Origin of the sequence: Pseudomonas sp. BW7P1 (genome assembly GCF_024981055.1) — a bacterium.
GTDB classification, from domain to species: Bacteria; Pseudomonadota; Gammaproteobacteria; order Pseudomonadales; family Pseudomonadaceae; genus Aquipseudomonas; species Aquipseudomonas bananamidigenes.
Genome location: NZ_CP103374.1, coordinates 4,108,497 through 4,132,150, shown reverse-complemented (window position 1 = coordinate 4,132,150; position 23,654 = coordinate 4,108,497). Strand labels below are relative to the sequence as shown.

The 23,654-nt window shown below is 60.9% G+C and carries 18 protein-coding genes; 9 read left to right on the top strand and 9 right to left on the bottom strand.

Annotated features, from left to right (window positions below; all coding sequences use genetic code 11):
- Window positions 1-141: 141 nt before the first annotated feature.
- Window positions 142-1,476 carry an argininosuccinate synthase gene (gene argG / locus NWV16_RS18490; RefSeq protein WP_260520230.1) on the bottom strand — a complete coding sequence of 445 codons (1,335 nt, stop codon included), beginning with the start codon at window positions 1,474-1,476 and terminating at the stop codon, window positions 142-144.
- Between the two features lie 505 nt (window positions 1,477-1,981).
- On the opposite strand from argG, the gene NWV16_RS18485 reads away from it, so the two are divergent.
- The 8 genes from NWV16_RS18485 to NWV16_RS18450 all read left to right on the top strand — a co-directional run bounded on the left by NWV16_RS18485 (window position 1,982) and on the right by NWV16_RS18450 (window position 13,148).
- On the top strand, window positions 1,982-3,268 hold the full coding sequence (locus NWV16_RS18485) for a lysine N(6)-hydroxylase/L-ornithine N(5)-oxygenase family protein (protein WP_260520229.1): 1,287 nt from the start codon (window positions 1,982-1,984) through the stop codon (window positions 3,266-3,268).
- A gap of 54 nt (window positions 3,269-3,322) precedes the next feature.
- Window positions 3,323-4,609 (top strand): ATP-grasp domain-containing protein, encoded by a 1,287-nt coding sequence (locus NWV16_RS18480; RefSeq protein ID WP_260520228.1) that lies wholly within the window; start codon window positions 3,323-3,325, stop codon window positions 4,607-4,609.
- Between the two features lie 17 nt (window positions 4,610-4,626).
- Window positions 4,627-6,537, top strand: coding sequence for a class I tRNA ligase family protein (locus NWV16_RS18475; RefSeq protein ID WP_260520227.1), 1,911 nt, complete (start codon window positions 4,627-4,629; stop codon window positions 6,535-6,537).
- Window positions 6,534-7,700, top strand: a complete 1,167-nt coding sequence (locus NWV16_RS18470) for a saccharopine dehydrogenase C-terminal domain-containing protein (RefSeq protein WP_260520226.1) — start codon at window positions 6,534-6,536, stop codon at window positions 7,698-7,700. Before NWV16_RS18475 ends, NWV16_RS18470 begins: the two co-directional genes overlap by 4 nt.
- 24 nt (window positions 7,701-7,724) lie before the next feature.
- Complete coding sequence (locus NWV16_RS18465; protein WP_065259411.1) at window positions 7,725-8,924, top strand: multidrug effflux MFS transporter; 1,200 nt, start codon at window positions 7,725-7,727, stop codon at window positions 8,922-8,924.
- 177 nt (window positions 8,925-9,101) lie between these two features.
- Window positions 9,102-9,602, top strand: coding sequence for a sigma-70 family RNA polymerase sigma factor (locus NWV16_RS18460; RefSeq protein ID WP_260520225.1), 501 nt, complete (start codon window positions 9,102-9,104; stop codon window positions 9,600-9,602).
- A 40-nt stretch (window positions 9,603-9,642) separates the two neighbouring features.
- Window positions 9,643-10,626, top strand: coding sequence for a FecR family protein (locus NWV16_RS18455; RefSeq protein ID WP_260520224.1), 984 nt, complete (start codon window positions 9,643-9,645; stop codon window positions 10,624-10,626).
- Window positions 10,627-10,724: 98 nt separating this feature from the next.
- Window positions 10,725-13,148, top strand: a complete 2,424-nt coding sequence (locus tag NWV16_RS18450) for a TonB-dependent receptor (protein ID WP_260520223.1) — start codon at window positions 10,725-10,727, stop codon at window positions 13,146-13,148.
- Window positions 13,149-13,182: 34 nt separating this feature from the next.
- Here NWV16_RS18450 and NWV16_RS18445 read toward each other — a convergent pair whose 3' ends face one another.
- Window positions 13,183-14,712, bottom strand: coding sequence for a serine protease (locus tag NWV16_RS18445; RefSeq protein WP_260520222.1), 1,530 nt, complete (start codon window positions 14,710-14,712; stop codon window positions 13,183-13,185).
- Window positions 14,713-14,828: 116 nt separating this feature from the next.
- Complete coding sequence (locus NWV16_RS18440; RefSeq protein ID WP_260520221.1) at window positions 14,829-15,980, bottom strand: MFS transporter; 1,152 nt, start codon at window positions 15,978-15,980, stop codon at window positions 14,829-14,831.
- A gap of 196 nt (window positions 15,981-16,176) precedes the next feature.
- On the opposite strand from NWV16_RS18440, the gene NWV16_RS18435 reads away from it, so the two are divergent.
- Window positions 16,177-17,166: a diaminopimelate epimerase gene (locus tag NWV16_RS18435; protein ID WP_260520220.1), complete on the top strand. Its 990-nt coding sequence runs from the start codon at window positions 16,177-16,179 to the stop codon at window positions 17,164-17,166.
- Between the two features lie 16 nt (window positions 17,167-17,182).
- On the opposite strand, the gene NWV16_RS18430 is transcribed toward NWV16_RS18435, so the two are convergent.
- From NWV16_RS18430 to queD, 6 genes are all read right to left on the bottom strand, one after another.
- Window positions 17,183-18,745, bottom strand: coding sequence for a glucan 1,4-alpha-maltotetraohydrolase domain-containing protein (locus tag NWV16_RS18430; protein ID WP_260520219.1), 1,563 nt, complete (start codon window positions 18,743-18,745; stop codon window positions 17,183-17,185).
- 141 nt (window positions 18,746-18,886) lie between these two features.
- Window positions 18,887-19,543 (bottom strand): carboxymuconolactone decarboxylase family protein, encoded by a 657-nt coding sequence (locus tag NWV16_RS18425; RefSeq protein WP_260520218.1) that lies wholly within the window; start codon window positions 19,541-19,543, stop codon window positions 18,887-18,889.
- A 114-nt stretch (window positions 19,544-19,657) separates the two neighbouring features.
- Window positions 19,658-20,893, bottom strand: a complete 1,236-nt coding sequence (gene codA, locus NWV16_RS18420) for a cytosine deaminase (protein ID WP_260520217.1) — start codon at window positions 20,891-20,893, stop codon at window positions 19,658-19,660.
- A 14-nt stretch (window positions 20,894-20,907) separates the two neighbouring features.
- Window positions 20,908-22,179, bottom strand: coding sequence for a cytosine permease (gene codB, locus NWV16_RS18415; RefSeq protein ID WP_260520216.1), 1,272 nt, complete (start codon window positions 22,177-22,179; stop codon window positions 20,908-20,910).
- A gap of 179 nt (window positions 22,180-22,358) precedes the next feature.
- Complete coding sequence (locus NWV16_RS18410) at window positions 22,359-23,171, bottom strand: alpha/beta fold hydrolase (protein WP_260520215.1); 813 nt, start codon at window positions 23,169-23,171, stop codon at window positions 22,359-22,361.
- An 84-nt stretch (window positions 23,172-23,255) separates the two neighbouring features.
- Window positions 23,256-23,612 carry a 6-carboxytetrahydropterin synthase QueD gene (gene queD / locus NWV16_RS18405; RefSeq protein ID WP_007955941.1) on the bottom strand — a complete coding sequence of 119 codons (357 nt, stop codon included), beginning with the start codon at window positions 23,610-23,612 and terminating at the stop codon, window positions 23,256-23,258.
- Window positions 23,613-23,654 lie beyond the last annotated feature (42 nt).

Here is a 23,654-nt window from a genome sequence, read left to right as displayed (position 1 = left end):
CGGGTGAAACCGGGAGGCCGCGCCCTGCACGATAACGTCCGGATCCGGCACGTTTGGCGGAAGGAATTTCAAAGGTATTCCCGCAAGGGATCGGAACGCCGCAGCCGTGTCCGTATCAGGACACGGCTGCGGTCAGCCGGCTCAGCCTTCGCTGCGCTTGAGGTCTGCCAGCACGGACGCGTTGTCCGCCGAGAGCACGCCGGTCTTCGAGAATATCTGCAGCTTGTCGGAGGTGTCGGCGATGTCGAGGTTGCGCATGGTCAGCTGACCGATGCGGTCCCGTGGCGAGAACATCGAGGCCACTTTTTCCATCGACAGACGTTCCGGGTGATAGGTCAGGTTCGGCGACGTCGTGTTGAGGATCGAGTAGTCATTGCCACGGCGCAGTTCCAGCGTCACTTCACCGGTAATGGCGCGTGCGACCCAGCGCTGGGCGGACTCGCGAAGCATGATGGCCTGCGGATCGAACCAGCGACCCTGATACAGGAACTTGCCCAGACGGCGACCGTTGTCGCGGAACTGGTCCATGGTGTCTTCGTTATGGATACCGGTGACCAGACGCTCGTAGGCAATGTGCAGCAGGGCCAGGCCGGGGGCCTCGTAGATGCCGCGGCTCTTGGCCTCGATGATGCGGTTTTCGATCTGATCGCTCATGCCCAGACCGTGGCGGCCACCGATACGGTTGGCTTCCAGCATCAGCTCGACGGCGTTGGCAAAGGTCTTGTCATTGAGGGCGACAGGCTGGCCTTCTTCAAAGCGGATCGAGACCTGCTCCTTGTCGATTTTCACGTCGTCGCGCCAGAACGCCACACCCATGATCGGGTTGACGATCTGGATACCGCTGTCGAGATGCTCGAGGTCTTTGGCTTCATGGGTCGCACCCAGAAGGTTGGAGTCGGTCGAGTAGGCCTTTTCTGCGGACATCTTGTAGGCGAATCCGGCCTGGTGCATGAACGCGGACATTTCGGCGCGGCCACCCAGCTCGTCGATGAACTGCTCGTCAAGCCAGGGTTTATAGATCTTCAGCTCCGGGTTCACCAGCAGGCCGTAGCGGTAGAACCGTTCGATGTCATTACCCTTGTAGGTACTGCCGTCGCCCCAGATGTTGACCCCGTCCTCTTTCATGGCGGCAACGAGCATGGTGCCCGTCACGGCGCGACCCAAAGGCGTGGTGTTGAAATAAGTGGCGCCCGCCGTCTGGACGTGGAACGCGCCGCTCTGCAGGGCGGCGATGCCTTCGGCAACCAGCTGCGCACGGCAGTCGATCAGGCGTGCGTCTTCTGCACCGTACTCCTTGGCGCGACGTGGAATCGACTGGTAGTCGTCCTCGTCGGGCTGGCCGATGTCTGCCGTATAGGCGTAGGGCACGGCGCCCTTGAGGCGCATCCAGTGCAACGCAGCGCTGGTATCGAGGCCGCCGGAGAAGGCGATGCCTACCTTTTGGCCCATTGGAAGGCTTTCGAGAATTGAACTCATGACTGGGCTCCTTGAAGTCGGGGCATCGAGAATACCGGGAAATTTTGCGTTGCATAGACTCTCGCCATTCAGAGCGTCTGCACGGGGAGCGTCGAATTTGATTTTTAGATCGGCGATGAATGGCATTTGACGGTTTGGAAAACGTGAACCATATTGGATCCAATTTGTGGAAATGCATATCCAACCTAACGACACAAGGACGTGTGTATTTCAAATGATTTCTTCTCTTCGATATTTCCGTTCGGTTCTCCAGCCTTTCCACAACAGGGAGGTGCGCCCGCATGATCGGGCGCGAGCGCTGGAAAACCACTGGCTGATCGCCGTTTCGCTTTAATCATTCGCCACTCGACAAGTGCGACCGGCTCTATCGAGCCGGACGCGATATTCCTGTGAAAAAAGAAACAGGTGCGGTTCGTTCCGGCGATAGGCCGGAAGTGCAGGCGCGCCCTTTTTCAGTTGCACGCTCCCACACGCATAACGCAGTGGGCCAATGGAGAATGCTGACATGGAAAACGAGATTTACGATTGCGTGGGTATTGGCTGCGGGCCGTCGAATCTCAGTATCGCGGCGCAACTGCACGGACGGCGTGAAGTTCGCAATATTTTCTTCGAGAAGAAAGCCGAGTTTTCCTGGCACAGCGGCATGATGTTGCCGGACGCCTGCCTGCAAGTCTCGATGTTCAAGGATCTGGTCACCCTGACTGAGCCGACCAATCCGTTTTCGTTTGTCTCGTACCTGCATCAGCACGGTCGGTTGTTGCCATTTCTCAATGCGCAGTTTGCGCAAATCTCCCGTCTTGAGTTTGCGGATTACTTGAAGTGGGCTGCGCACTCCAATCAGAACGTGCACTTTGGCGAAAGCGTGGAAGCCGTCGATTTCGACGGCCAGCATTTCGTTGTCCAGACTTCCCGTCGCCAGACATTGTGCAAAAACATCGTCGTCGGGGTCGGTATCGAACCGTACTTGCCCGAGTTCGCACGGCCGCATGTCGACGATGAATCCAACTTTCATATTTACCGTTTCGCCGATAAACCGCGTCGGGCGGGGGGGCGTCGGGTCGTGGTGGTCGGGGGTGGCCAGTCGGGGGCGGAAGTCGTTCTCGAATTGTTGCGGCGAACCGGCGAGGAGGCGCCGAGCGAGGTGTCATGGGTGTCGCGACGGGAAAACTTTTCGCCCATCGATGATTCTCCGTTCGCCAACGACCTGTTCACGCCCGCCCATTCGGATTTTTTCTATAGCCAGGATGCGAGCTATCGCGAGGCTTTTCTCAAACGCAATGAATTGGCCAGCGACGGTATTTCCGGGCACACGCTGCGCAGCATTTATCAGCGCATCTACACCCTGCGTTACATCGAACACTCGCCGATGGTCGTGCGCCTGATGCCCTCGCGCAGCGTGGGTGAAGTGTGGCGAGACCAGGACGGCTGGAAACTGGCCGCACAGCATCAGGGCAGCAACGACCAGGAGACGCTGGAAGCCGATCTCGTGCTGTGGGCCACCGGTTTTCGTGCGGCCAGACATCCGTTCCTGGGCGCGCTCGAACATCGCTTCGAACGCGAGGGCGGGGAAATCCGTGTGGATCGTGACTTCGCTGCGATCTGGTCGGGGCCGGCCGACCGGCAGATCTTCATGCTCAACGCCGCGCGCGGCCAGCGTGGTCTCGCCGACCCCAACCTGAGCCTGGCGGCGTGGCGGGGGCAGATCGTCATCGACCGGATCCTCAACCGGCCGCGCAGCCGGGCGCCGGGTGCCGACACCTTCGTCAATTGGGAAGCGCTTCAAACCGGCTGAAGCTGCCGGGTCGCCGCAAGGGTTATTCCTTCATTCATCTACAGGGATTGAATCGTGAGTCGATTATTCAACAAGGATGTCATCGTCATCGTCGGTGGATTGTCGAGCGGTCGCCACATTGCCCCGCTGTTCAAGGGGCTCGGCTTCAGTTGCATTCATGTGTGCACGGCCGACGCCATGGAGCATCCGATTCTCAAGCCGACGTTCAATCGACAGGATTACACCGAACATCATGTGCTGGCGTCCGAGGCCGAGGCGGCGGATTTTGTTGCTCGTCTGAAGGGGCGGCATGTCAGGGCGGTGATCGCCGGGTGCGAGCCGTGTGTGCTGCTGGCGGACAAGCTCGCCGCCATGTTTGATGTGCCGCGCAATGACGGCGCATCGAGTATCACCCGCCGCAGTAAATACCTGATGCATGAAACGCTGCGCCAGCATGGGCTGAAGTCGGCCCGGCAGTTGCTCAGCGACGATCTGGAACAGATCTGCGCTTTCCATGAGCGCATTGGCGGCCAGATCGTGCTCAAGCCCGAAGCCGGCGCCAACACTGATGGTGTGCACTACTGCAACACGCGGGCGCAGATTGCCGACGCTTTCGATCGCATTCTCGGCGCCAAAAGCATCTTCGATGACTTCAGCTCCCGCTACACCAAAGTGCTGGCCCAGGAGTACCTGTCGGGCAAGCAGTATCTGGTCAACACCTGCTCCTCGGAGGGGCATCACTACGTCTGCGATGCCTGGGGAGAAGTGCGTCTGAACGATGAAGCGCCGTCGAACGACAGCTATGCGGACCTGATCAGCCCGGCGACTGAACTGCATCGTTCATTGGCCGATTACGCCGGTCGGGTCTGTGATGCGCTGGGGATTCGCTACGGCAATGCCCACTTCGAAATGCGCATGACCGATGAGGGACCGTGTCTGATCGAGGTCGCTGCGCGCTTGTCGGGCAATGTCGATTTTTCGGTGTTGCACGACACCCACAGCCTCACCCAGCTTTCGCTGCTGGCTGACGCGATGCTGGATCCCCAGGCATTCCGCACACGGATCAACGGAGCGAATCCGCACACCAAGGCGGCCAGAAAGGTGTACCTGGCTTCCGATATGACCGGAGACGTGCTGCGCGAGCCGGACCTGAACCTGCTGCTGGATATCGGGACGGTACGCAGCGTGCTGTTTCGCGTGGCGAAGGGCGACCGTTTGCACAAGACCGACCGCGCCCTGGGCCACGACCGCCCGGGACATCTGTACATGGTCAGTGCCGACTCCGGGCAGATTGCCCGGGACTACGAACAGGTACGGCGCAGTGAGCGCCTGCTGTACGAAACCATGCTCACGCGCCCCTGACCGGAGAGACAGGCCCCATGAAGATCACCCGCACTTTCCCGGCGTCCTTCGATGTGTCGTCCGGGCAGATGAACGCACGGGACATCACCGTGGCACCGTCGCAAAGCACCCGCATCCACAATCACCATGACAGCGAATGCTGGAAGGTCCTGAGTGGCGAAGGCGTGCTGACGTCCGGCAGTCGACAATTCACGATACGCGCTGGAGATCATGTCGAATTCCAGCCTTTTGAAGCTCACACCGTGGAAAACCGCGGCGGTGAGGCATTGCGTTTCACGTCCTATTGGCACGTCGATCACGCGGCGCTCGCCGACCGGGAAAAGGCTGCCATGCCCGGCGACGGTCATCTGTTGATCGAGACGGCATTTCCGACGCCCAACGGTCCGTTGCATCTCGGACATTTATCGGGGGCCTATCTGCTGGCGGACGTTTTCAAGCGCTGCTGCGAACTGACCGGCACCGATGCGTTTGCGTACTGCGGCACCTACGGTCACACCAATCACATCGACAAGACCGCGATTGCCCGTGGCACGACTTACACGGGGCTGGTGGAGAGTTGTGAAAGCGTCATCGTCAACGATCTTCAGTCGTTCCAGGTCGAGTACGACGCGTTCCTGCCTCACATGCCGGATTCGCCGGATTTCGCGGCGGTCAAAGAGCGCTTCCTCGGTCTGTTGCTGGAGTCCGGTTATCTGTCCGAGCGGATCGTCGAGCACCCCTACAGCGAAGCGTCCGGGCAATTCATCTGTGAGAGCTATGTGGCCGGTCAGTGCCCGCACTGCCGTGCTTCGACCATCGGCATGGAGTGCGAGAACTGCGGGTTGTATCAGGACGAATGCAAACTGATCGAGCCGTTTCATTCGGTCACCCGGGAGAAACTCGTGCGCCGGCCGGTGGCGCGGCTGTACCTGCGGCTCGATCAAGCCGTCGTCGGCGAACTCGCGGCCCAGATGTACAGCCACAATACCGTGGCGAGCCGGATCTGTTATGACCGTTTGCAGCAGTACCTCAAGGAGGGTGCGCTGGGCGATATTCCGGTTTCGTCCTTGCGGGGGCGCGGCGTGCCGGTCAAGGGAGAGCAGGTGCTGACGGTGGTCATGGAGCGCGCCCTGCGCTCGTTTTTCGGCCTTTCGCGTTATCCGTCGGCAACCGGGCATCTGTTTTTCTGCGGCGTCGACAACCTCTGTGGTTCGGGGATCCTGTTGCCGTATGTGCTGAAAGTGCTCGGGGTGGCCCCTCAACAATTGCCTGTCGCGGTGATCAACCAGTTCAGTCTGCTGGACGGCCGGAAGTTCTCCACCGGCGCCAACCATGCGATCTGGGCCCGCGAATTCTTGCAGGCGTATCCGGCGGATCTGGTGCGTCTGTACCTCTGTCAGATCCTCAGCCCGACCAGCGAAAGCAATTTTCGCCGCGAAGCCTTCAACGAATTCACCGGGCGTTTCGTACAGTCGTTGACCGATGTGTTCGCCAATGGCCGCGAACTGATCGGGCATTTTGCCGAAGGCTGCATCGAAGCCGGCCCCTGGTTGCGGCAGGACGTGGCGTTCTACCGCGAACTGAATGCGGCGATGGACGACTGCCTTGAACACTACGCCAGTCATGCGCCGCACGCAGCGGTGCGCAGGATCGTTTATCTGCTTGAGGTGATCGCTGACTACACCACGCAAAGCCACGCCTGGCGCGACGACCGCAATGCGTTGCGCACCAGGGTCGCGCTGATGCTGCACGCCTGGCAATCCCTGGCGTATTGCCTTTATCCGGCGATGCCGGTGCTGGCGACGCAGATCTTCGAAGGCCTGGGTGCGGAACGCGACCGTTGGCACGCCGACCGACAGGCCGTGCGGATCTTCGAGGTCGCTGCGCTGGACATCGACGCCATCGCTCACACATTGAGCACGTTCAAACACAAGGTCTCGCCGACATGAGCAAGAACATCGGACTGATCGGCTGCGGCAATCTGGGCTACCCGCTGGCATTGCACATCGGGCAACTGGGTTTCGACCGCCTGTACGTCCACGACCTGGACGAGCGCAAGGCGACAAGGCTCAAGCGTGACCTCGAGCAGGCCCATCCGGCGCTGCAGGTCATGGACCATCTGGACACGGCGGAGCTGGACGTGGTGCTGCTGGCCCTCAGCGGGCCGGCGACCATTGCCTTTGTCACGGATGAACGCAATGACGCACTGTTCAGGAAACGCCCGGTGTACGTCAGCCTCGGCCGGCCGCTCTATGACGATTTCACCGCGCATCAGGCGCTGCATCGACGCCTGCTGGAGCGTGACGTGACGCTGTTTTTCGGTTTCGGACTGGAACCGGGTCTGGTGGAAATCCTCATGCACGATCTCGCCTCGAACTCGGCTGCCGGGACGATCGTTAGCCTGAGTGCGGTTTGCGGCGGTGTGCCGCAGCAGCCACAACCGCCGCTCAACTACGACTTGCTGTTCGGTGACCGTTTGCCGGCGCTCAATCGCAAGGCGCTGGTGAAGATCGACGGCAGTCTCGGGTATTGCCTGCGGTTCGACATGAAGGAAAGCCGTTTCGTCGAAGGCGTGGGAATGCTGGACGTCTACCATGACGGCCTGTCGCCTTACCTGCTCGAATCACCCGGCGTGGCCGCCGTAGCGACGATCAGGCAGCAGACCGCACGCTGGCCGGGGTTCTTCGACAGCGTGCGCAACCTGATTGACCTCGGTTTGCTGGATGAGCATGTGCCGCCGGGGGCAAGCGTTTCGGCCAGCGATCAGGTGCACGACATTCTGGTGCGCAACGGCAGACTTTCCCGCAACCGCCCTGACATCAGCTTCGTCGAAGTGGTGGCGCAACTGGCCTGCGGCGAGCAGGCAACGCACCGGATCGTCTCCACGTTCGATGAGGCCAACGGGCTGACCGGCATGGCGCAACTGACCAGCTTTCTGGCCGTGTGGAGCGCGTGGCGGGCCGTACAGACTCCGGACATCTGCCGACCGGGGATCATTCTCAGTCATGAGTGTTACGAGCGCGACGCGACGGACGAACTTCTCGCTGCGTACCGTCGATACGTGAAATGCACCGTGAATTCGTCGCCCCTGTCACGCGGCGTGCCCCTTTGACTCCCATCGTTTTGAAGGTCTTCCATGACTGCGACCGTACCTTTTCAACTGACCCGGCCCGAACTGAAGGTCGTGACGATCGTGACCCTGTTGCTGCTGGTGGGGTTGCTCGGCACCGACATCCATCTCTCGGCGTTGCCGCAGATGATGCTGGCAATGCACACCACCCAGGCGCTGATGCAATCGTCGATTTCCGTGTTCCTGTTCGGGGTCGGCCTGAGCGCCCTGGTCTATGGCCCCCTCAGTGACATTTACGGGCGCAAGCCGGTCGTGCTGACCGGGCTCGTCATCGCCATTGCCGGTAATCTGATCGGCGCTTCGCTCAACGAGATCGGACCGTTTCTGGCCGCGCGTTTCATTCAGGGAGTGGGCAGCGGCGTGTGTCTGGCGCTGTCGAGGATCGTGCTCTCGGACATCGTGCGCGGTGACCGCTATGCGATCACCAGTTCCTACATCACGTTGTTCACCGGGTTGTCGATCGTGCTGGGGCCGGTCATCGGCAGTTTCATCCAGACCTGGTTCGGCTGGCGGGCCAATTTCATCACGCTGGCGATTCTGCTGGCCGGCATGTGGACGGTGTACGCCGCGCAATGCCCGGAAACCAACGTGCATCGCAACAAAAGCATCGTCATCCGTGATGTCTTCGCCAATTACCGGTTTGTCCTGCGCAATCCCACGTTTGTCTGCGCGGCCACACTGGCGGGCATCGGCATGTCCTGTTTTGTGATGTACACGGCGACCAGTCCCTTCGTGTTGCAACATCAGTTCGGCTTTTCGCCGACGCTTTATGGCTGGATCACGGCGCTGGTCAGTGCCGGCCTGCTGGTGAGCCGCTCGATGTTGCCGCGCCTGATCCGCCGCTATGGAATGATGAAAATCATCCATCTGGGACTGTTCATCCTGCTGGGCTGCGGTGCTTCGCTGCTGATGCTGAACAGTCTTTCGATGCTGTTCACCTTATCGTTTCTGGTCAGTGTGTCGGGGGTCTTCTTCAGTTACACCTTCATCGTGTTGTGCGCCTCGGCGATCTCCATGACGCCGTTTACCGACAAGCGAGGTGCTGCCGGTGCCGTGTATTCCTGTTCGCAAATGGCATTGGCGTTCGCCGTCAACTCGGTGGTGTCGTCGTTCTCCGGCAGCGAAATCGTGCTGTTGGGCGTGACGTTCATCGTTTTGCCGCTGGTGGGGTTGTATCTGTGTCGGAAGATGCACTTCGAGTCGTGAGCGCGCCGTTCCACGCCGTTTCTGACTGTGAGGGGAGAGGCTTGCCTTCGTCACGCGGTGCCAAATCCGCTGCACTTGTAAAGTGGCGAGGGCTGCTCCGTTGGCGGTTCGAGGAATCCATTGCTTCGGCTTAATAGGAAGCATTACTATTCACGCCCCTTTCCTCAGCACGCCGCAATGATCCCCATGCTGCCCCGCAGACCCGGCTTTCTTGAGCATTACGAAGAGTTGATCGGCACCTGGACCCGGCGCCTGCGCAATCGCTCGCAGGCCGAGGACCTGGCGCACGACACCTTTGTGCGGGTGCTCGAATCCGATTCTTCGGCGGTGCAGCAACCACGGGCGTATCTGCACCAGACGGCGCGCAACATCGCGGTGGACGGTTATCGGCGTGAGGACCGGCGGGGTGCCATGGAGTCGCAGGCGATTGATCTCGGTGAGGCGCCGAACGGTGACCCGGAGCACTACATGCATGCGATCCAGCTGGCCGACTCCATCGAGCGGGCGCTCACCGAGTTGCCGCTCAACTGCCGGCGGGTTTTCGTCTGGCAGAAGATCGAGGGCCTGACCCAGGCGGAAATCGCCGAACGCCTGGGCCTGTCCAGGAACATGGTGGAAAAGTATATGATCCGCACCCTGCGGCATCTGCGTGATCGCCTGGACGGGACGCAATCATGAACCGCGACGTCTTTTCATCCCCGGCCGGACAGGACATTCCATGATGGATACTCGTGATTGCGCGTGCGGGCAAACAACGGTGCGCGATGACGCGGCACGCTGGTTTGTGCGTTTGCAGGAGCCGACCGTCGATGCCGAGCAATATCGCCATTTCGAGGCCTGGCTGAACGAACATCCGCATCACCGTGATGAGTTCCAGTTGCTGCAAGGCTTGTGGACGGCGGCGGACCTGCTGCCGGCGCCGCGTCTCAAGGCCCTGTGCGAAACGCCGCCAGCGCGGCGCGAACGTCGCCCGTTGTTGCGTTATGCCGTGGCGGCCTGCGTGGTCACAGTGGCGCTCGGGCTCGGCCTGTTCAGTGGCTTGAATCACCCGGTGGGTTACACCGCCGAATTCGCCACCGCGCCGGGCGAGCGCAGACATGTGGCGCTGCCGGACGGCTCGATGATCGACCTCAACAGCCGCAGCCGTTTGCAGGTGCGTTTCGAGAAGGATCGACGACTGATCGAATTGACCGAAGGCGAGGCGACGTTCAGCGTCGAACACGACACCTCGCGTCCGTTCGTGGTCGAGGCCGGCAGCGGCAAGGTCACGGTCACCGGTACCCGCTTCGATGTGCGCCGCGACGTGACGCAAACCCGGGTCGCCGTGGAACAGGGCACGGTCAGGGTGCAGGGGCGTCATGCGCCGGACAACGAATTCATCAACCTGACGGCGGGCCTCGGCACCCATGTCGATACCAATGGCGTGGTGGCCCGCGCCTATGCGGTCAATCCGGCGGAACTGACGGCGTGGCGCAGCGGCAAACTGGTGTTCAACAACGCCAGCCTCAGCGAAGTCGTCGCAGAGGTTTCCCGTTATCGCGAAAAACCGCTGACAGTCGCCAACCCGGCCGTGGCCGGTCTGCGCCTGACCAGCGTATTCAAATCCGATAACACCGACGCCTTGCTCAAGGCCTTGCCGAATATCCTTCCGGTAGCCGTGCGAACCCTCGCCGACGGCAGTCAGGAAATAATTTCAAAATAGCATTCAGGTTTTTTTCGAGTTCGTCGTCTTCCTGTTCAACTGCAACTGGTTTGCATTAACGGCCGCACACTCATGCGATCCACAGGACCCCGTACGACGTGAAAAACACCTCTGCCAACAACAAAAAATCCCCCTGGCTGCCGCTGGCCCTTGCGCTGGCGGTCAACGCCGCGATGCCGCAGACCTTTGCTGCCGATGCCATTCATATCCGCGCCCAGCCACTGGGCCAGGCCCTGAGCGAACTGGGCCAGCAAACCTCGCTGCAGGTGTTTTTCAGCCCGGATCTGGTGGCGGGCAAACAGGCGCCGGCCGTCGATGGCAATCTTTCGCCGGAAGACGCGCTGCGCCGGTTGCTGCAGGGCAGCGGTCTGGATTATCAGATCAATGAAGGCTCTGTGACCCTGGCGCCAGCGCCGACCGCGGCCAGCGACGGTCCGCTGGAGCTGGGTGTCACCGACATCAAGATGGTCGGCGACTGGCTCGGCGACGCCGATGCCGCCGTGGTGCAGAACCACCCCGGCGCGCGCACGGTGATCCGCCGCGAAGCCATGGTCGAGCAGGGCGCAATGAACGTCAGTGACGTTCTCAAACGTGTGCCGGGTGTGCAGGTGCAGGATTCCAACGGTACCGGCGGCAGCGATATTTCGCTGAACGTCGGCGTGCGTGGCCTGACGTCGCGTCTGTCGCCGCGCTCCACGGTGCTGATCGACGGCGTGCCGGCGGCGTTCGCACCCTACGGTCAGCCACAGCTGTCGATGGCACCGATTTCCTCCGGCAACCTCGACAGCATTGACGTGGTGCGCGGCGCAGGATCCGTGCGCTATGGGCCACAGAACGTCGGCGGTGTGATCAACTTCGTGACTCGTGCCATCCCGGAAAAGGCCACCGGTGAAATCGGCACGACCCTGGAAACCACCCGCTACGGCGGCTGGAAACACATCGACACGGCATTCCTCGGTGGCACCGCCGACAACGGCATGGGCGTGGCGCTGTTGTATTCCGGGGTGAACGGCAACGGTTACCGCGAACGCAACAATGGCAACGACATCGACGATGTGCTGCTCAAGACCCATTGGGCGCCGACCGATCAGGACGATTTCAGCCTCAACTTCCATTACTACGATGCCAGCGCCGACATGCCCGGCGGCCTGACGCAGAAGCAGTACGACGACAAACCGTACGACTCCGTGCGCGACTACGACAACTTCAGCGGCCGCCGCAAGGATGTATCGTTCAAGTGGATCCGCCAGATCGACGAACGCACCCAGGCCGAAGTGCTGACCTATTACACCGACAGCTTCCGCGGCAGCACCATCGCCGCCCGCGACCTGAAAACCCTGAGCTCGTACCCGCGTTCCTACTACACGTTGGGCATCGAACCGCGAGTGTCTCGTGTGTTCGACGTCGGCTCGACCACCCAGGAAGTCAGCGTCGGTTACCGCTATCTGAAAGAAGCGATGCACGAGCAGTCGAGCCGTCTGGCGCTGGTCAACAATGAGCCGGTGGTCACCAGGACGTCCGACGGCCATGTGTTCCAGGACCGTACCGGTGGCACCGAGGCCAACTCGGTCTACGTCGACAACAAGATCGACGTCGGCAAATGGACCATCACCCCGGGCATTCGCTTCGAGCACATCAACACCGACTGGCATGACCGCGCCGTGCTCGATACCGCCGGCAAGCGCGTACCGGAGAAAAACCGCAGCATCGAGAGCAACGAGCCGCTGCCGGCGCTGAGCGTGATGTATCACCTGTCGGATGCGTGGAAGCTGTTCGCCAACTACGAAACATCGTTCGGCAGCCTGCAGTATTTCCAACTCGGTCAGGGCGGTGCGGGTGACCAGACCGCCAATGGTCTGGAGCCTGAGAAAGCCAAGACCTACGAGGTCGGCACCCGCTACAACGATGACGTGTGGGGCGGTGAAGTGACGCTGTTCTACATCGACTTCGATGACGAACTGCAGTACATCAGCAACGACGTGGGCTGGACCAACCTCGGCGCCACCAGGCATCAGGGCATCGAGGCGTCGGTGCACTACGACCTGGCGGCGCTCGATCCGCGCCTCGACGGCCTGACCGCCAACGCCGGTTTCACCTACACCCGCGCCACCTATGAAGGCGAGATTCCCGGCTTCAAGGGCCGCGACCTGCCGTTCTACTCGCGTCAGGTGGCGACCGTCGGCCTGCGTTACGACATCAACCGCTGGACCTACAACATCGACGGTTTCGCTCAGTCCAAACAGCGCTCGCCGGGCACCGGCGTGAATGCCGACGGCAGCTTCAGCAACAACTACATCACCGAAGGCACGGCGGACGGGCAGTATGGCGACATCCCGGGCTACATGACCTGGAACGTGCGCGGCGGTTATGACTTCGGTGCGCAGCTGTCGAACCTGAAGCTTGGCGCCGGGGTGAAAAACATTTTCGACAAGCAGTACTTCACCCGCTCCAGCGACAACAACTCGGGCATGTATGTCGGCGCGCCGCGCACGTTCTTCGTGCAGGCCAGCGTCGGTTTCTGACCTGCCATGCAGGCGGCTGTCAGTCGCCTGTAATTCACCTGTTCCGCCTGTCGGCCGAGCCCGGTAACTGGAAATCCGCTGCAGGTGAAGGATTTCCAGTGATGTCATGGCCCCGGAGGCAAACCCTTCTCGGGCCATCAACAACGGAGACGGTGAATGACCACAGGTCCGGATCGAGGCGTTGATAGCCTTCGAGGTCCCGGCAATCCGAACCTTGCCATTGCACTACTTTATAGTCATATGGGCCTTCAATCTGATCGGGTGCGACGTCGATCGGAGTAATGATGAAAGTGTTTTCGATGCTTTCAAACAGCCTGTAGAGCGGAGCGCTGTTTATCGGCCCCATCTGTGCCCAGCGCCAATAGACTCTGGCATTGCGAACCGCCCATCGATTCCGCGAGACGTGCTTGTGTCGTTGTCCGACGACGCACAGAAAGTAAAAGCCGGGACCTGCACGCAACGTGTAGATTGAGGTGTCTGTGTCGTTGGCGTGAGTTGGCCGGGCTGGCCCATAACCTTCGCTGTTCGCGCAGTCAGACAGCGTTCGGGTGTATTTGATCCGGTGAAACGGCTGATCCAGAGTGAAGGTCTGTTTCCACTGTATCCGAGTGAAGTTTCCCCGCTTGTCACGTGCCACTCTCACGTAGTTTTCATCGTGCCGTGGCCCAAAGTCGCTGGATGGACCGAGTGGACAATGGGTGTCTTGCGGGGCAAAGCGGCCCGCCCTGAAGCAGTGAGCGAGTCGAACAGCGGACGTCGCGTAATTGGTACCCTGTGATTTTCGCGGTATGCCGTTCGTGATTTCGCAGGGGCTGTCCGGGGCGCATCGCGTGTGTCCGCCCGTACGCGTGGTGGTGCCGATCACACCAAGGATTTCGTTGCTGTAGCGAGTCAGTAATGGAGATCCCGAAACACCACTGCGCACTCCCTCGCAGCGATTGCTCAGTTGATCAAACCAGGCGAACCCTGCTTCAAAAACGTCGGCAGACGCCCCTTGCTTGCAGGCGACACGCATCATGAAACCGGAGAAAGGAGCACCGACGATCAATACGTCGGAACCGATGGGGACGGGCTGTCGTGCCAGTTCAAGGGGCATGATTCCGTCATCCATCAGCTGTTTCAATGATCGATCGAGCTCGACGATGGCGATGTCGCCACCGCGTCGTGTACCCCAGACAATCCGGGTGATCGGATAGGCCAGTTGGCGGGACTGTGTATCCTTGAAATAGTTGAAAATCACTTCGCCGGAGGCAGGAGCGTTCAGGGTAAAGCGATCGGCGTTACTGTCGACACAGTGACCGGCGGTCAATACATAGGCCGGGCCGTCCCGTTTCGTGCGGGTGCCGTGGGTATCGATCAGGCTGCCAGTGCATTGACTTCCATTCATGAGAACCCGTCCGATCGACAACCAATGCCGGTATTGCCCATGGTCATTGTTCAGGACCTGTTCGGACGAAAAATTTGCCGAGCCTTCACCCAGATCGGTCAAGGAAGAGGCCAGAGTAATGTTGCTCAAACAGAGCAACAGAGACACCAGAATTCCATATCCGAAGTTCGATTTCATGACAGGTCCGGCACGCGGTGGGCAGACCCCATGCTGCGACGCGGTACTACGCCCGTCCACTGTCAGATCTGACAGTGGACCTCTCGTAAATCGATCTTTGTCTCAAGCCTGTCTGCTCAGACCTTGAGGGCTTTGCCGCCTATCGCCACCGCCACCAGCAGCGTCGCCATCAACCCGAAGGCGAAACTCAGGCTGCTGGCATGGGCGACAAACCCGATCACCGCCGGCCCCGCCAGAATCCCCGCGTAACCCAGCGTGGTGATCGCCGGCACCGCGATGCTTTCCGGCATCACTGTCTGTTTGCCCACCGCCGTGTACAGCACCGGCACGATGTTCGAACACCCGGCGCCGACCAGTGCATAACCCAGCAGCGCGGCTTCCCAGCCCGGCGCGAATGTCGCCAGAAACAATCCCGTCGCCGCCAGCAGACCGCCGAACAGAATGATCCGGGTCGCACCGAGTGCGCGAACGATCCGGTCACCGGTCAACCGACCCGCCGTCATCGTCAGTGCGAACGCCGCGTAACCCAGGCCTGCATACGCGGTATCGATCCCGCGTTCCTCGGCCAGAAACACCGCGCTCCAGTCCAGCGCCGCGCCTTCGGTGAGGAACACGATGAAGCACATGCCGCCGATGAACAGCACGATCCCGTGAGGCACCGCGAACGCCGGCCCCGAGCTTTCGCTGCCGTAAGGCAACATGTGCGGCACAGCCTTGAACAGGGCCGCGATCAGCACCGCGACCACTACCAGCATCGCCGCCAAAGGCGTCAGCCCGAGACCGAGCAGGCCGCTGACACCCGCCGCCCCGACGATCCCGCCGAGGCTGAACAGACCGTGAAACCCCGACATCATGTTCTTGCCGCTGGCCCGCTCGACAATCACCGCTTGCAGGTTCACCGTGGAGTCCACCGTGCCGAGTCCGGCGCCGAACATGAACAACGTGGCGATCAACGCCGGAATCGACGACACCGTCGCCAGCAATGGCAACGCCGCACAGATCAACAGCGTCCCGCCAGTGGCCACTCGCCGGCAGCCGAATCGCGTGGCCAGAACTCCCGCCAGCGGCATTGCCAGAATCGAACCGACACCCAGACACAGCAGCAACAGGCCGAGCGTCCCTTCATCGAGCCCGGCCCGCGCCTTGGCATAAGGCACCAGCGGCGCCCAGGCGGCGATGCCGAGCCCGGCGATGAAGAAGGCGATGCGCGTGGACATCTGTTGCAGACGTCCGGGGACTAAGGTGTCTTTGGGCGTGAGGCTGGTCATGGGAATCCTTGGCAAAAAACGTTTCAGCAGCGGACATCCTTGCACAGCTGTCCCGTGGGAGCGAGCTTGCTCGCGATAGCGTCGTGTCAGTCGGACTTTCATTGACTGATACACCGCCATCGCGAGCAAGCTCGCTCCCACAGGGAATTACGTTTTACAGTGAGGCCTTTGGCAACTTGAAACCAAGAGGCGATTCATGACGCAGTTCTACGATGCACGGGGCAATCTCTACGGGGTGATCTCACCCCGGGCGCTGCGGGAGTCGGGCATCGACCTGCCCACCGATGCCGCGCAGTGTGCCATGTCTCGGAAGGCCTGGAGCCGCGCCGCGATCGCCCTGTGTTGTGACTGGCCTGACGGTCAGCGACCTGCCGGCAGCAAGGCCCACCGCAGCGATGGTTTGCTGATCGGTCCGTTCCAATCCTCGCCACCCTTCGATCTGCTGATTCTCAACACCGACGGTACGCTGGCCGAGCGCAGCGGCAACGGCTTGACGATTTTCTCTCAGACACTGCTTGAGCAAGGGCTGATGCCGGAGCAGGGTGCATCGTTGCAGGTGCATCACGACAAACAGGATGCGCCGTCGCCAGTGCCCGTTTCCGTCAACCCGGCTGATATCGCAGGCGTGCAAGGTTTCTGGCTGGACCTCGGGCAACCCGGATTCGGCCCGGCGGCTGTTGGTGCAATCGACGTTGAATCGGTGCGGCTCGATAACGTGGAAGTGAGTCGCGTAAGGCCATTGGCGCAAATCGATCCTGCGTGGGCGCACAGCCAGTTCGTGCGTATCGGGAATCCCCATTGTGTGACACTGGTGCAAGATGAAACCGCATTGCCGAGCAACGCGCAGATGCTTGAGTCACCGCTGGCAGACAGCCTGACCGCCATCGCTTTCGCCATGCCCGTCGGCGCCGGCCAGCCGTGCCCGGCCGGGGTCAATCTGCAGTGGGCCAGGCACGCAGGTGATCAACGCATCGTCGCGCGGGTATTCGAGCGTGGTGAAGGCCCGACGGCGTCTTCCGGCACCAGTGCCAGTGCGGTGGCGAGTGCGGCGTGGCGGGCGGGCTGGGTGTCGGCGGGAGAAGTACAGGTGGTCATGCCGGGTGGAACGGTACCGGTATTACTGGAAGAAAGTGACGGTGAGCTGATCCGGGTGCACCTGTTCGGCACGGCAATACGCACAGGGTAAATATAGAAATACTGGATCAGAACCGTCCGACTGCGTCGGTTACGGCCCCGCTGATGAATGAGTTATTCGCCCCCGCCTGCCAATACACCGCATCCGGGGCTTGCCCCCGCACGATGCACTTCCACTCGATGTTCTGCTGAGCTGGCAGGTTGACCGTAGTGTTCCAGCGGCCATTGGCAAGCGTCAGTGCCAAAGCATGCTGGGGATCCCAGGCTCCGAATTCCAGGGATGAGCCTGCTGCAAGGACCCGTTCGCCAGGTTGCGGATTGGCGTTGTCACAATGCACGTTGACTGCAACGGTCGCCGGTTCGACAGGGGTGCTCCAGATTCGGATATCGCCGTTATCCCAGCTCAAGGCTGGCGTGCCGAGGCCTTGCGGTAACTGCTGCAGATCGGATTTCAGCGCTATTACCAAAGTCCCGCGCGCTCCCGATGTGGTGGCGACCAGACCCGAATAAGCGGTGTTGAAGCGAATCGGCGAATCAGCGCGGATACCGGCACTCTTGCGCAGTCCGATCAATTGCCGGATCAATCGATCCTTCTGCCAATCGTACATATGCGGCCAGTACACCGTGGGTGTGCCGGGACTGCTGAGAATGTAGGCGTACGCCATATTGACCAGTGGATCGGGCAGGGCCCAATGATGCTGGCCTGCGTAAGCACCTGGCGAATAACCGGTATCGTGATTGTCGACGAAGGTCACAGAGATTGCGCGCCAGGCCGGATCCGGATTGCCATTCAAACCGTGGCGCCACTCGGCGAGCGAGCCGTTCTGCATTCGCTCCTTGAGGGCAAAATCGAATACTGTGCAGTGCGAGCGATCCGACCAGTCCTTGAGCACATCTTGCCAGCTTGCATTGTGTCGCCAGTCGTCCTGCGGGTATTCGTTGGGGGCTTTCCAGTTTTCACCGACGCAGAATTGTTGGTTGCCAAAGGCGTTCATCCAGCGATCCACCGTTTCCGGCGCATAACCACGGACGAAGTCAAAGCGCAGCCCTTGGGCGCCGTAGTTGTCACGCAGATTGATGAATTCGTTTTTGAACGCCTCGAAAACCTTAAGGTTGGCCGTGTTCAGGTCCGCGGCGCCATCCATGAACGCGTCACCTTCATCGCATTGCACGCAGTCTTGCCGCCATTCGTTGGTTCCTTTCGGAAACATTGAATAGACCGCTTTATCGCTCATGTGATTGGGCACCACGTCGAAGACGACTTTCACGCCAGCGTTGTTGAGCGCCAGCACCGTTTGTTTGAGTTGTTGGTCACTGCCGTAACGGCTGTTCTTGTCGAAGCTGTTCCAGAAATAACCTTCTCCACCGCCGGCTGCCGTGGGGGTGTTCCACTGTGAGGCGTCGGTCCAGGGCGGCGGCATCCAGATCAACGTAAAGCCGTCGTTGCCGATGGTTGCTGCCAGCTGTGCAAGCACCGAGTACCAAGGCACAGGATTACGGCTGGAGTTCCAGTGGAAGCCTTGCAGCAGGACTTCTTCACCGTTGCCGTTTCGCACGCCGGCCAATGCAAAGGTCGTGGCGATGGCAAGGCAGATAGCGAAAATCAGTCGAAAAAGTGAAGTCCCTTTCATGATCGTCCCCCCGGGCACGATGGATCCCTTGGGGCTTACTGTGAACCGGTTGACAGTGGTTGTCGCCTGTCAGATCTGACAGGGCGGCGCTATCGTTTTGCGATAACGCCGCCCTGAACCATAACCGTGAGAGTTTTCGGCTCAATGAGCCTTGAACAGTGTCACGGCGACCACGGCCTCGGCATCCACCGTCAGATGCAGCAGTGCCTGCGGAGTGGTCTGCGCATCCTTGAAACATTCGACGATCACCGCGCGTGCCGTGCAGGCCTGCATCGCCAGCCGGTCAGCATCGCGCAGCTGTCGTTTCACCGCCGCACTGACGGGGATCGGTGAGTGCCCCTCGCGAATTGCAGTGCAAAATTTCAAAGAGATTTCTCTTGGGGTGGCGGGTGGCGGTGAGACAAGGCCCGCTTCGACAAACAAATGATTGAGCTGCTCCGCCGCGCTGACGGCTCGCGGAAAACCGGCAAAGGCCGAAGCTTGCAGCAGCACTTCAGTCATTTCCCCGGGCGCGAGGCCTGATGCGAGCCCGGTCTTGAGGTGCACGCTGAGCGGTGGTCCGACCATGCCCGACGCGACAACGGCGGCAAATGACACCGCCTCGCGCAATCGCGGGTCCAGACCGGGGCGCGCATGCAAATGTCCGTACACCACGCCAACAGCCAGTTCACCCAATGCAGGAGCGGTGTGAAACAAGGTATCGAGTCGAGCCCCGCCATCGGGCACCAGATCGACAAACGTATGGCGGCCTTCGCGGTACAGCGTGGCCATGGGATCAGAAGCGGTTTTCGGGTGCATGTCGCGTCCTCGTGCATCAATGAGGATGGCAGCGGAGCAACTACGCGCGAACTACGGCATGACAGAGCGTCCATCGGGAGAGGTCGGCGCCGTTGCGACGCCGACCTCTACACCTTAGACGAACTCCACCACCGGCATCTGTCGCTTCATCAACACCTTGCCGCCGCGGATCGAATACAGCGGCAGGCCCTGGCTGCGGATCACTTCGTAATCGCTGTCTGCCGACAGGATCAGCAGGTTGGCCGGGCGGCCCGGTTCAAGACCGTATCGTTCGCCCAGGTGCATGGCCCTGGCGCTGTTGTCGGTGACCAGATCCAGGGCGTTCTGCAGGTTGCGGTAACCGAGCATGTGGCAAATGTGCAGCCCGGCTTCGAGCACCCGCAGAATGTTGCCGTTGCCCAGCGGATACCACGGGTCGACGATCGAGTCCTGGCCGAAACAGACGTTCATGCCGGCGTCGAGCAATTCGTTCACGCGGGTCACGCCCCGGCGTTTCGGAAAGGTGTCGAAGCGGCCCTGCAGGTGAATGCTTTCCGTCGGGCAGGAGACAAAACTGATCCCCGAATGCCCGAGCAGGCGGAACAGTTTGGCGCAGTAGGCGTTGTCGTAGGAGCCCATCGCCGTGGTGTGACTGGCGGTCACGAGTGCGCCCATGTCGCGGCTGCGAGCCTCTTCGGCCAGCACCTCAAGGAAGCGTGAATGCGGATCGTCGGTTTCGTCGCAGTGCACGTCCACCAGACAACCGGTGCGTTCGGCCAGGTCCATCAAAAACTTCACCGAGCTGACGCCCTGATCGCGGGTGTATTCAAAATGCGGAATCCCGCCGACTACATCGGCGCCCATGTGGATCGCCTCTTCCATCAGCTCACGGCCATTGCGGAACGACTCGATGCCTTCCTGGGGGAAGGCGACGATTTGCAGGTCGATCAGGTGCCGGCTTTCTTCGCGCACTTCAAGCATGGCCTTGAGCGCGGTGAGTTGCGGGTCGGTGACGTCGACGTGCGTGCGCACGTGCTGGATGCCGTGTGCGGCCAGCGCCTGAATGGTTTTCTTTGCCCGGGTTTTGGTGTCTTCCCGGGTGATGGTGACCTTGCGCTCGCCCCAGCATTCGATGCCTTCGAACAACGTGCCGCTCATGTTCCAGCGCGGCTCGCCGGCGGTCAGGGTGGCGTCGAGGTGAATGTGTGGTTCGACGAAGGGCGGCACCACCAGATTGCCGCCCGCGTCGAGGTCGTCCGGACCCAGTGTCGGCGCTTCGGTCTGGCGGGCGATGCTGCGGATCAGGCCGTCTTCCAGGTTCAGTTCGTGCAGACCTTCCTGGTTGCGCAGTCGGGCGTTGATGATGTGCATCGGGCGAATCCTTCTTATAGGTCTTGTAGTGGCGCGCTGGCGCGACGGGCGCCAAGCAGGCTTGTGACGATGACATACGTTAGCGCGGCAGCGGCGATCCCCACCAGCGGCGCGATCCAGGGCGAGTGAAACGCCGCGAGGGTGCCGACGGCGTAAGCCCCGAGCCCCGGCCAGTTGAAGGCCGGCAGCCGTGCGTCGGCCAGGCGCGGATAGTGACCGCGCCAGCGGAAGAAAAAGTCGGCCATGATGACCCCGCCAATCGGTGGAATCACGGTGCCGAGCAGGATCAGATAAGGCACCAGCATGTCATACATGCCCAACAGCGCGAGCAGCGTGCCGATCACCGCACCGGCCAGGGTCACGGTCTTGCGGCGTCCGGTGCGCAACAGGTTGCAGCCGGCGACGGCGAAGTTATAGATGGTGTTGTCCTGGGTGCTCCAGATATTCAGTAGCAGCATGGCCATTGCGGCCATGGCGAAACCTTGCAGCAGCAATACTTCGACCACGTCTGGCTGTTGATAGACGATGGCACCATAGGCGCCGATCAGCACCATCAGACCGTTGCCGATGAAAAAGCCGATCAGGCTGGCCAGCACCGCTACCGGCGCCGAGCGCGAGAAACGCGTCCAGTTGGTGGCCTGGGTCGCGCCGCTGACGAAGGTGCCGAATACCAGGGTGATGGCGGTGGACCAGTCCAGTGAACCGGTCGGTACGACGGCCAGCAAACCATCAAGGCCGCCGACCTTCACCGTGGCCACCCACATCGACAGCATCAGCAGCAACATCATGGCCGGCACCGCGATGTACGAAAGAATCTCCAGTCCGCGATAACCGACATACGCCGTGGCACAGAACACCAGGCCGAACAGCACCATGAGTCCGAGCACCGTGTCGTCGTCCAGGGCGAAATATTTGCCGAGCACCACCGCGGCCGTCGCAGTACCCCAGGCGTACCAGCCGATCTGGGTGAACCCGAGTATCAGGTCGCTGAGCTTGCTGCCCACTTCGCCGAAACAGAAGCGCCCCATCAGCACCGAGTTCAGCCCGCTCTTGAAGGCGATGTAACCCAGTGCGGCGGCGTACAGGCCCAGCAGCAGATTGCCGATGATGATCACCGCCATCATCTCGCCAAAGTCGAACGCCACGCCAAGCTTGCCGCCGGCAAACATGGTCGCGGTGAAGAACGTGAAGCCCAGCAGCACCATGGCTGTCGAGGCCAGGCCTTTACGCGCGTGCATGGGGACTTCGCTGAGGGGGTAATCGTTGCCGGGATCGTTCTGCGTCATGGGAGGCATTCCTTGCTGGAAAAGGGAGGACGCGAGGAAGTTGCAGCGGTCGTGCCAGTCTCGGATTGACGGGGTTATGTATAGACGAGGTGGCTGATTTGGCGCGAAAGCGGTGCGCCGGTCTCCGCTGAAGCACAATGCGGGAGCCATCAGGCTGGTTCCCACAGATTATTTTCGGGTCAGAGAAAACGCAGCAGGGCGGCAACAATGGCTTCCGGCGCATCCTCCTGCACCAGATGCCCGGCATTCGGGATCGGGTGAAACTGTGATCCCGGGATCATGTGGTGCAACTCGCGTCCGCGCTCAACGGGAATCCACTGATCCTCTTCGCCCCAGAGAATCTGCACCGGGCAGCGGATCGTCGAGTACAGCGGCTGCGCTTCCAGCGTGTAACGCGGGTCCATCTGCGCGATCTGCCGGTAGAACGCCGCTTGCCCCGGATCGCCGAGCCACGGCTGCACATAGGGCGCCAGTTCATCATCGGGGATCTCCCGGTGAATGGCTCCGCGAATGTAGGTCGGGACAATGGCGCGCTGAATGTAATCGGGCAGACCGCTGAACGCCGTTTCATGCTGGCGCACGTGCTGCACGAACGGCGAGCCCCAGGGTGTCAGTGCAACCGGGTCGATCAGGGTCAGGCTGCGGTAATCCTTGCCATTGAGCAGATGCGCGCGCAGGGCGGTGGCGCCGCCGAAGTCGTGGGCAACCACGTCCGGGCGCTGCAGGCCCCAGTGATCCAGCAGTTGCGCCAGCAATTCGTTCTGCACGCCGAGGGAGACATCGGCGTCCGGTTGCTCGGACTGTCCGTAGCCCAACAGGTCGAAGTAATGCACCCGATGGCTGGAAAAAAAATGCGGCGCGATGCGGTGCCACACGTAAGAAGAGAAGGGTGTGCCGTGCACGAACACCAGTGGCGGGCCGTCGCCGCGCACCCCGTGGCGTATCAGTCGCCCGTTGAATTCAAAGACCTGATCCAGCAGCCAGTCCGTCATGGGGCTGTCCTCTTGGCGGTTTCGAACCAAAAAGCATAGGCGTAAAAAAACCACCGGTCTCGGTGGTTTTTTGTGTCACGGAATTCATTCGCCGCGATAGATGCAACCGCTGGTGCAGGTCTCATGGATGCGGATGGCGCTGAGTTCCGGCAGCAGGGGCTTCAATTCATTCCAGATGAATTTGGCCAGCACTTCGCTGGTCGGGTTCTCGAGGCCCGGAATGTCGTTCAGGTAGTTGTGGTCCAGACGCTCGTACAACGGCTTGAAAATCGCCTTGATCTCGGAGAAGTCGCGGATCCAGCCGGTGTGCGGGTCGAGGTCGCCGCTCAGGTGAATCGCCACTTTGAACGAGTGACCGTGCAGGCGTCCGCACTTGTGGCCGTCCGGGACGTGGGGCAGGCGGTGGGCGGATTCGAAGGTGAACTCTTTGAAAATTTCCACAGTGATTTCAGCTCTGTTCAGGTGACGGTCGCCGCAGCGATT

Coding starts and splice junctions, on each gene's coding strand:
- NWV16_RS18455 (WP_260520224.1), top strand. CDS start 9,643: ATGATGGATACTCGTGATTGCGCGTGCGGGCAAACAACGGTGCGCGAT.
- NWV16_RS18430 (WP_260520219.1), bottom strand. CDS start 18,745: ATGAAAGGGACTTCACTTTTTCGACTGATTTTCGCTATCTGCCTTGCC.
- NWV16_RS18460 (WP_260520225.1), top strand. CDS start 9,102: ATGATCCCCATGCTGCCCCGCAGACCCGGCTTTCTTGAGCATTACGAA.
- NWV16_RS18470 (WP_260520226.1), top strand. CDS start 6,534: ATGAGCAAGAACATCGGACTGATCGGCTGCGGCAATCTGGGCTACCCG.
- codB (WP_260520216.1), bottom strand. CDS start 22,179: ATGACGCAGAACGATCCCGGCAACGATTACCCCCTCAGCGAAGTCCCC.
- NWV16_RS18425 (WP_260520218.1), bottom strand. CDS start 19,543: ATGCACCCGAAAACCGCTTCTGATCCCATGGCCACGCTGTACCGCGAA.
- NWV16_RS18440 (WP_260520221.1), bottom strand. CDS start 15,980: ATGACCAGCCTCACGCCCAAAGACACCTTAGTCCCCGGACGTCTGCAA.
- NWV16_RS18485 (WP_260520229.1), top strand. CDS start 1,982: ATGGAAAACGAGATTTACGATTGCGTGGGTATTGGCTGCGGGCCGTCG.
- NWV16_RS18435 (WP_260520220.1), top strand. CDS start 16,177: ATGACGCAGTTCTACGATGCACGGGGCAATCTCTACGGGGTGATCTCA.
- NWV16_RS18465 (WP_065259411.1), top strand. CDS start 7,725: ATGACTGCGACCGTACCTTTTCAACTGACCCGGCCCGAACTGAAGGTC.
- NWV16_RS18475 (WP_260520227.1), top strand. CDS start 4,627: ATGAAGATCACCCGCACTTTCCCGGCGTCCTTCGATGTGTCGTCCGGG.
- argG (WP_260520230.1), bottom strand. CDS start 1,476: ATGAGTTCAATTCTCGAAAGCCTTCCAATGGGCCAAAAGGTAGGCATC.
- NWV16_RS18410 (WP_260520215.1), bottom strand. CDS start 23,171: ATGACGGACTGGCTGCTGGATCAGGTCTTTGAATTCAACGGGCGACTG.
- NWV16_RS18445 (WP_260520222.1), bottom strand. CDS start 14,712: ATGAAATCGAACTTCGGATATGGAATTCTGGTGTCTCTGTTGCTCTGT.
- codA (WP_260520217.1), bottom strand. CDS start 20,893: ATGCACATCATCAACGCCCGACTGCGCAACCAGGAAGGTCTGCACGAA.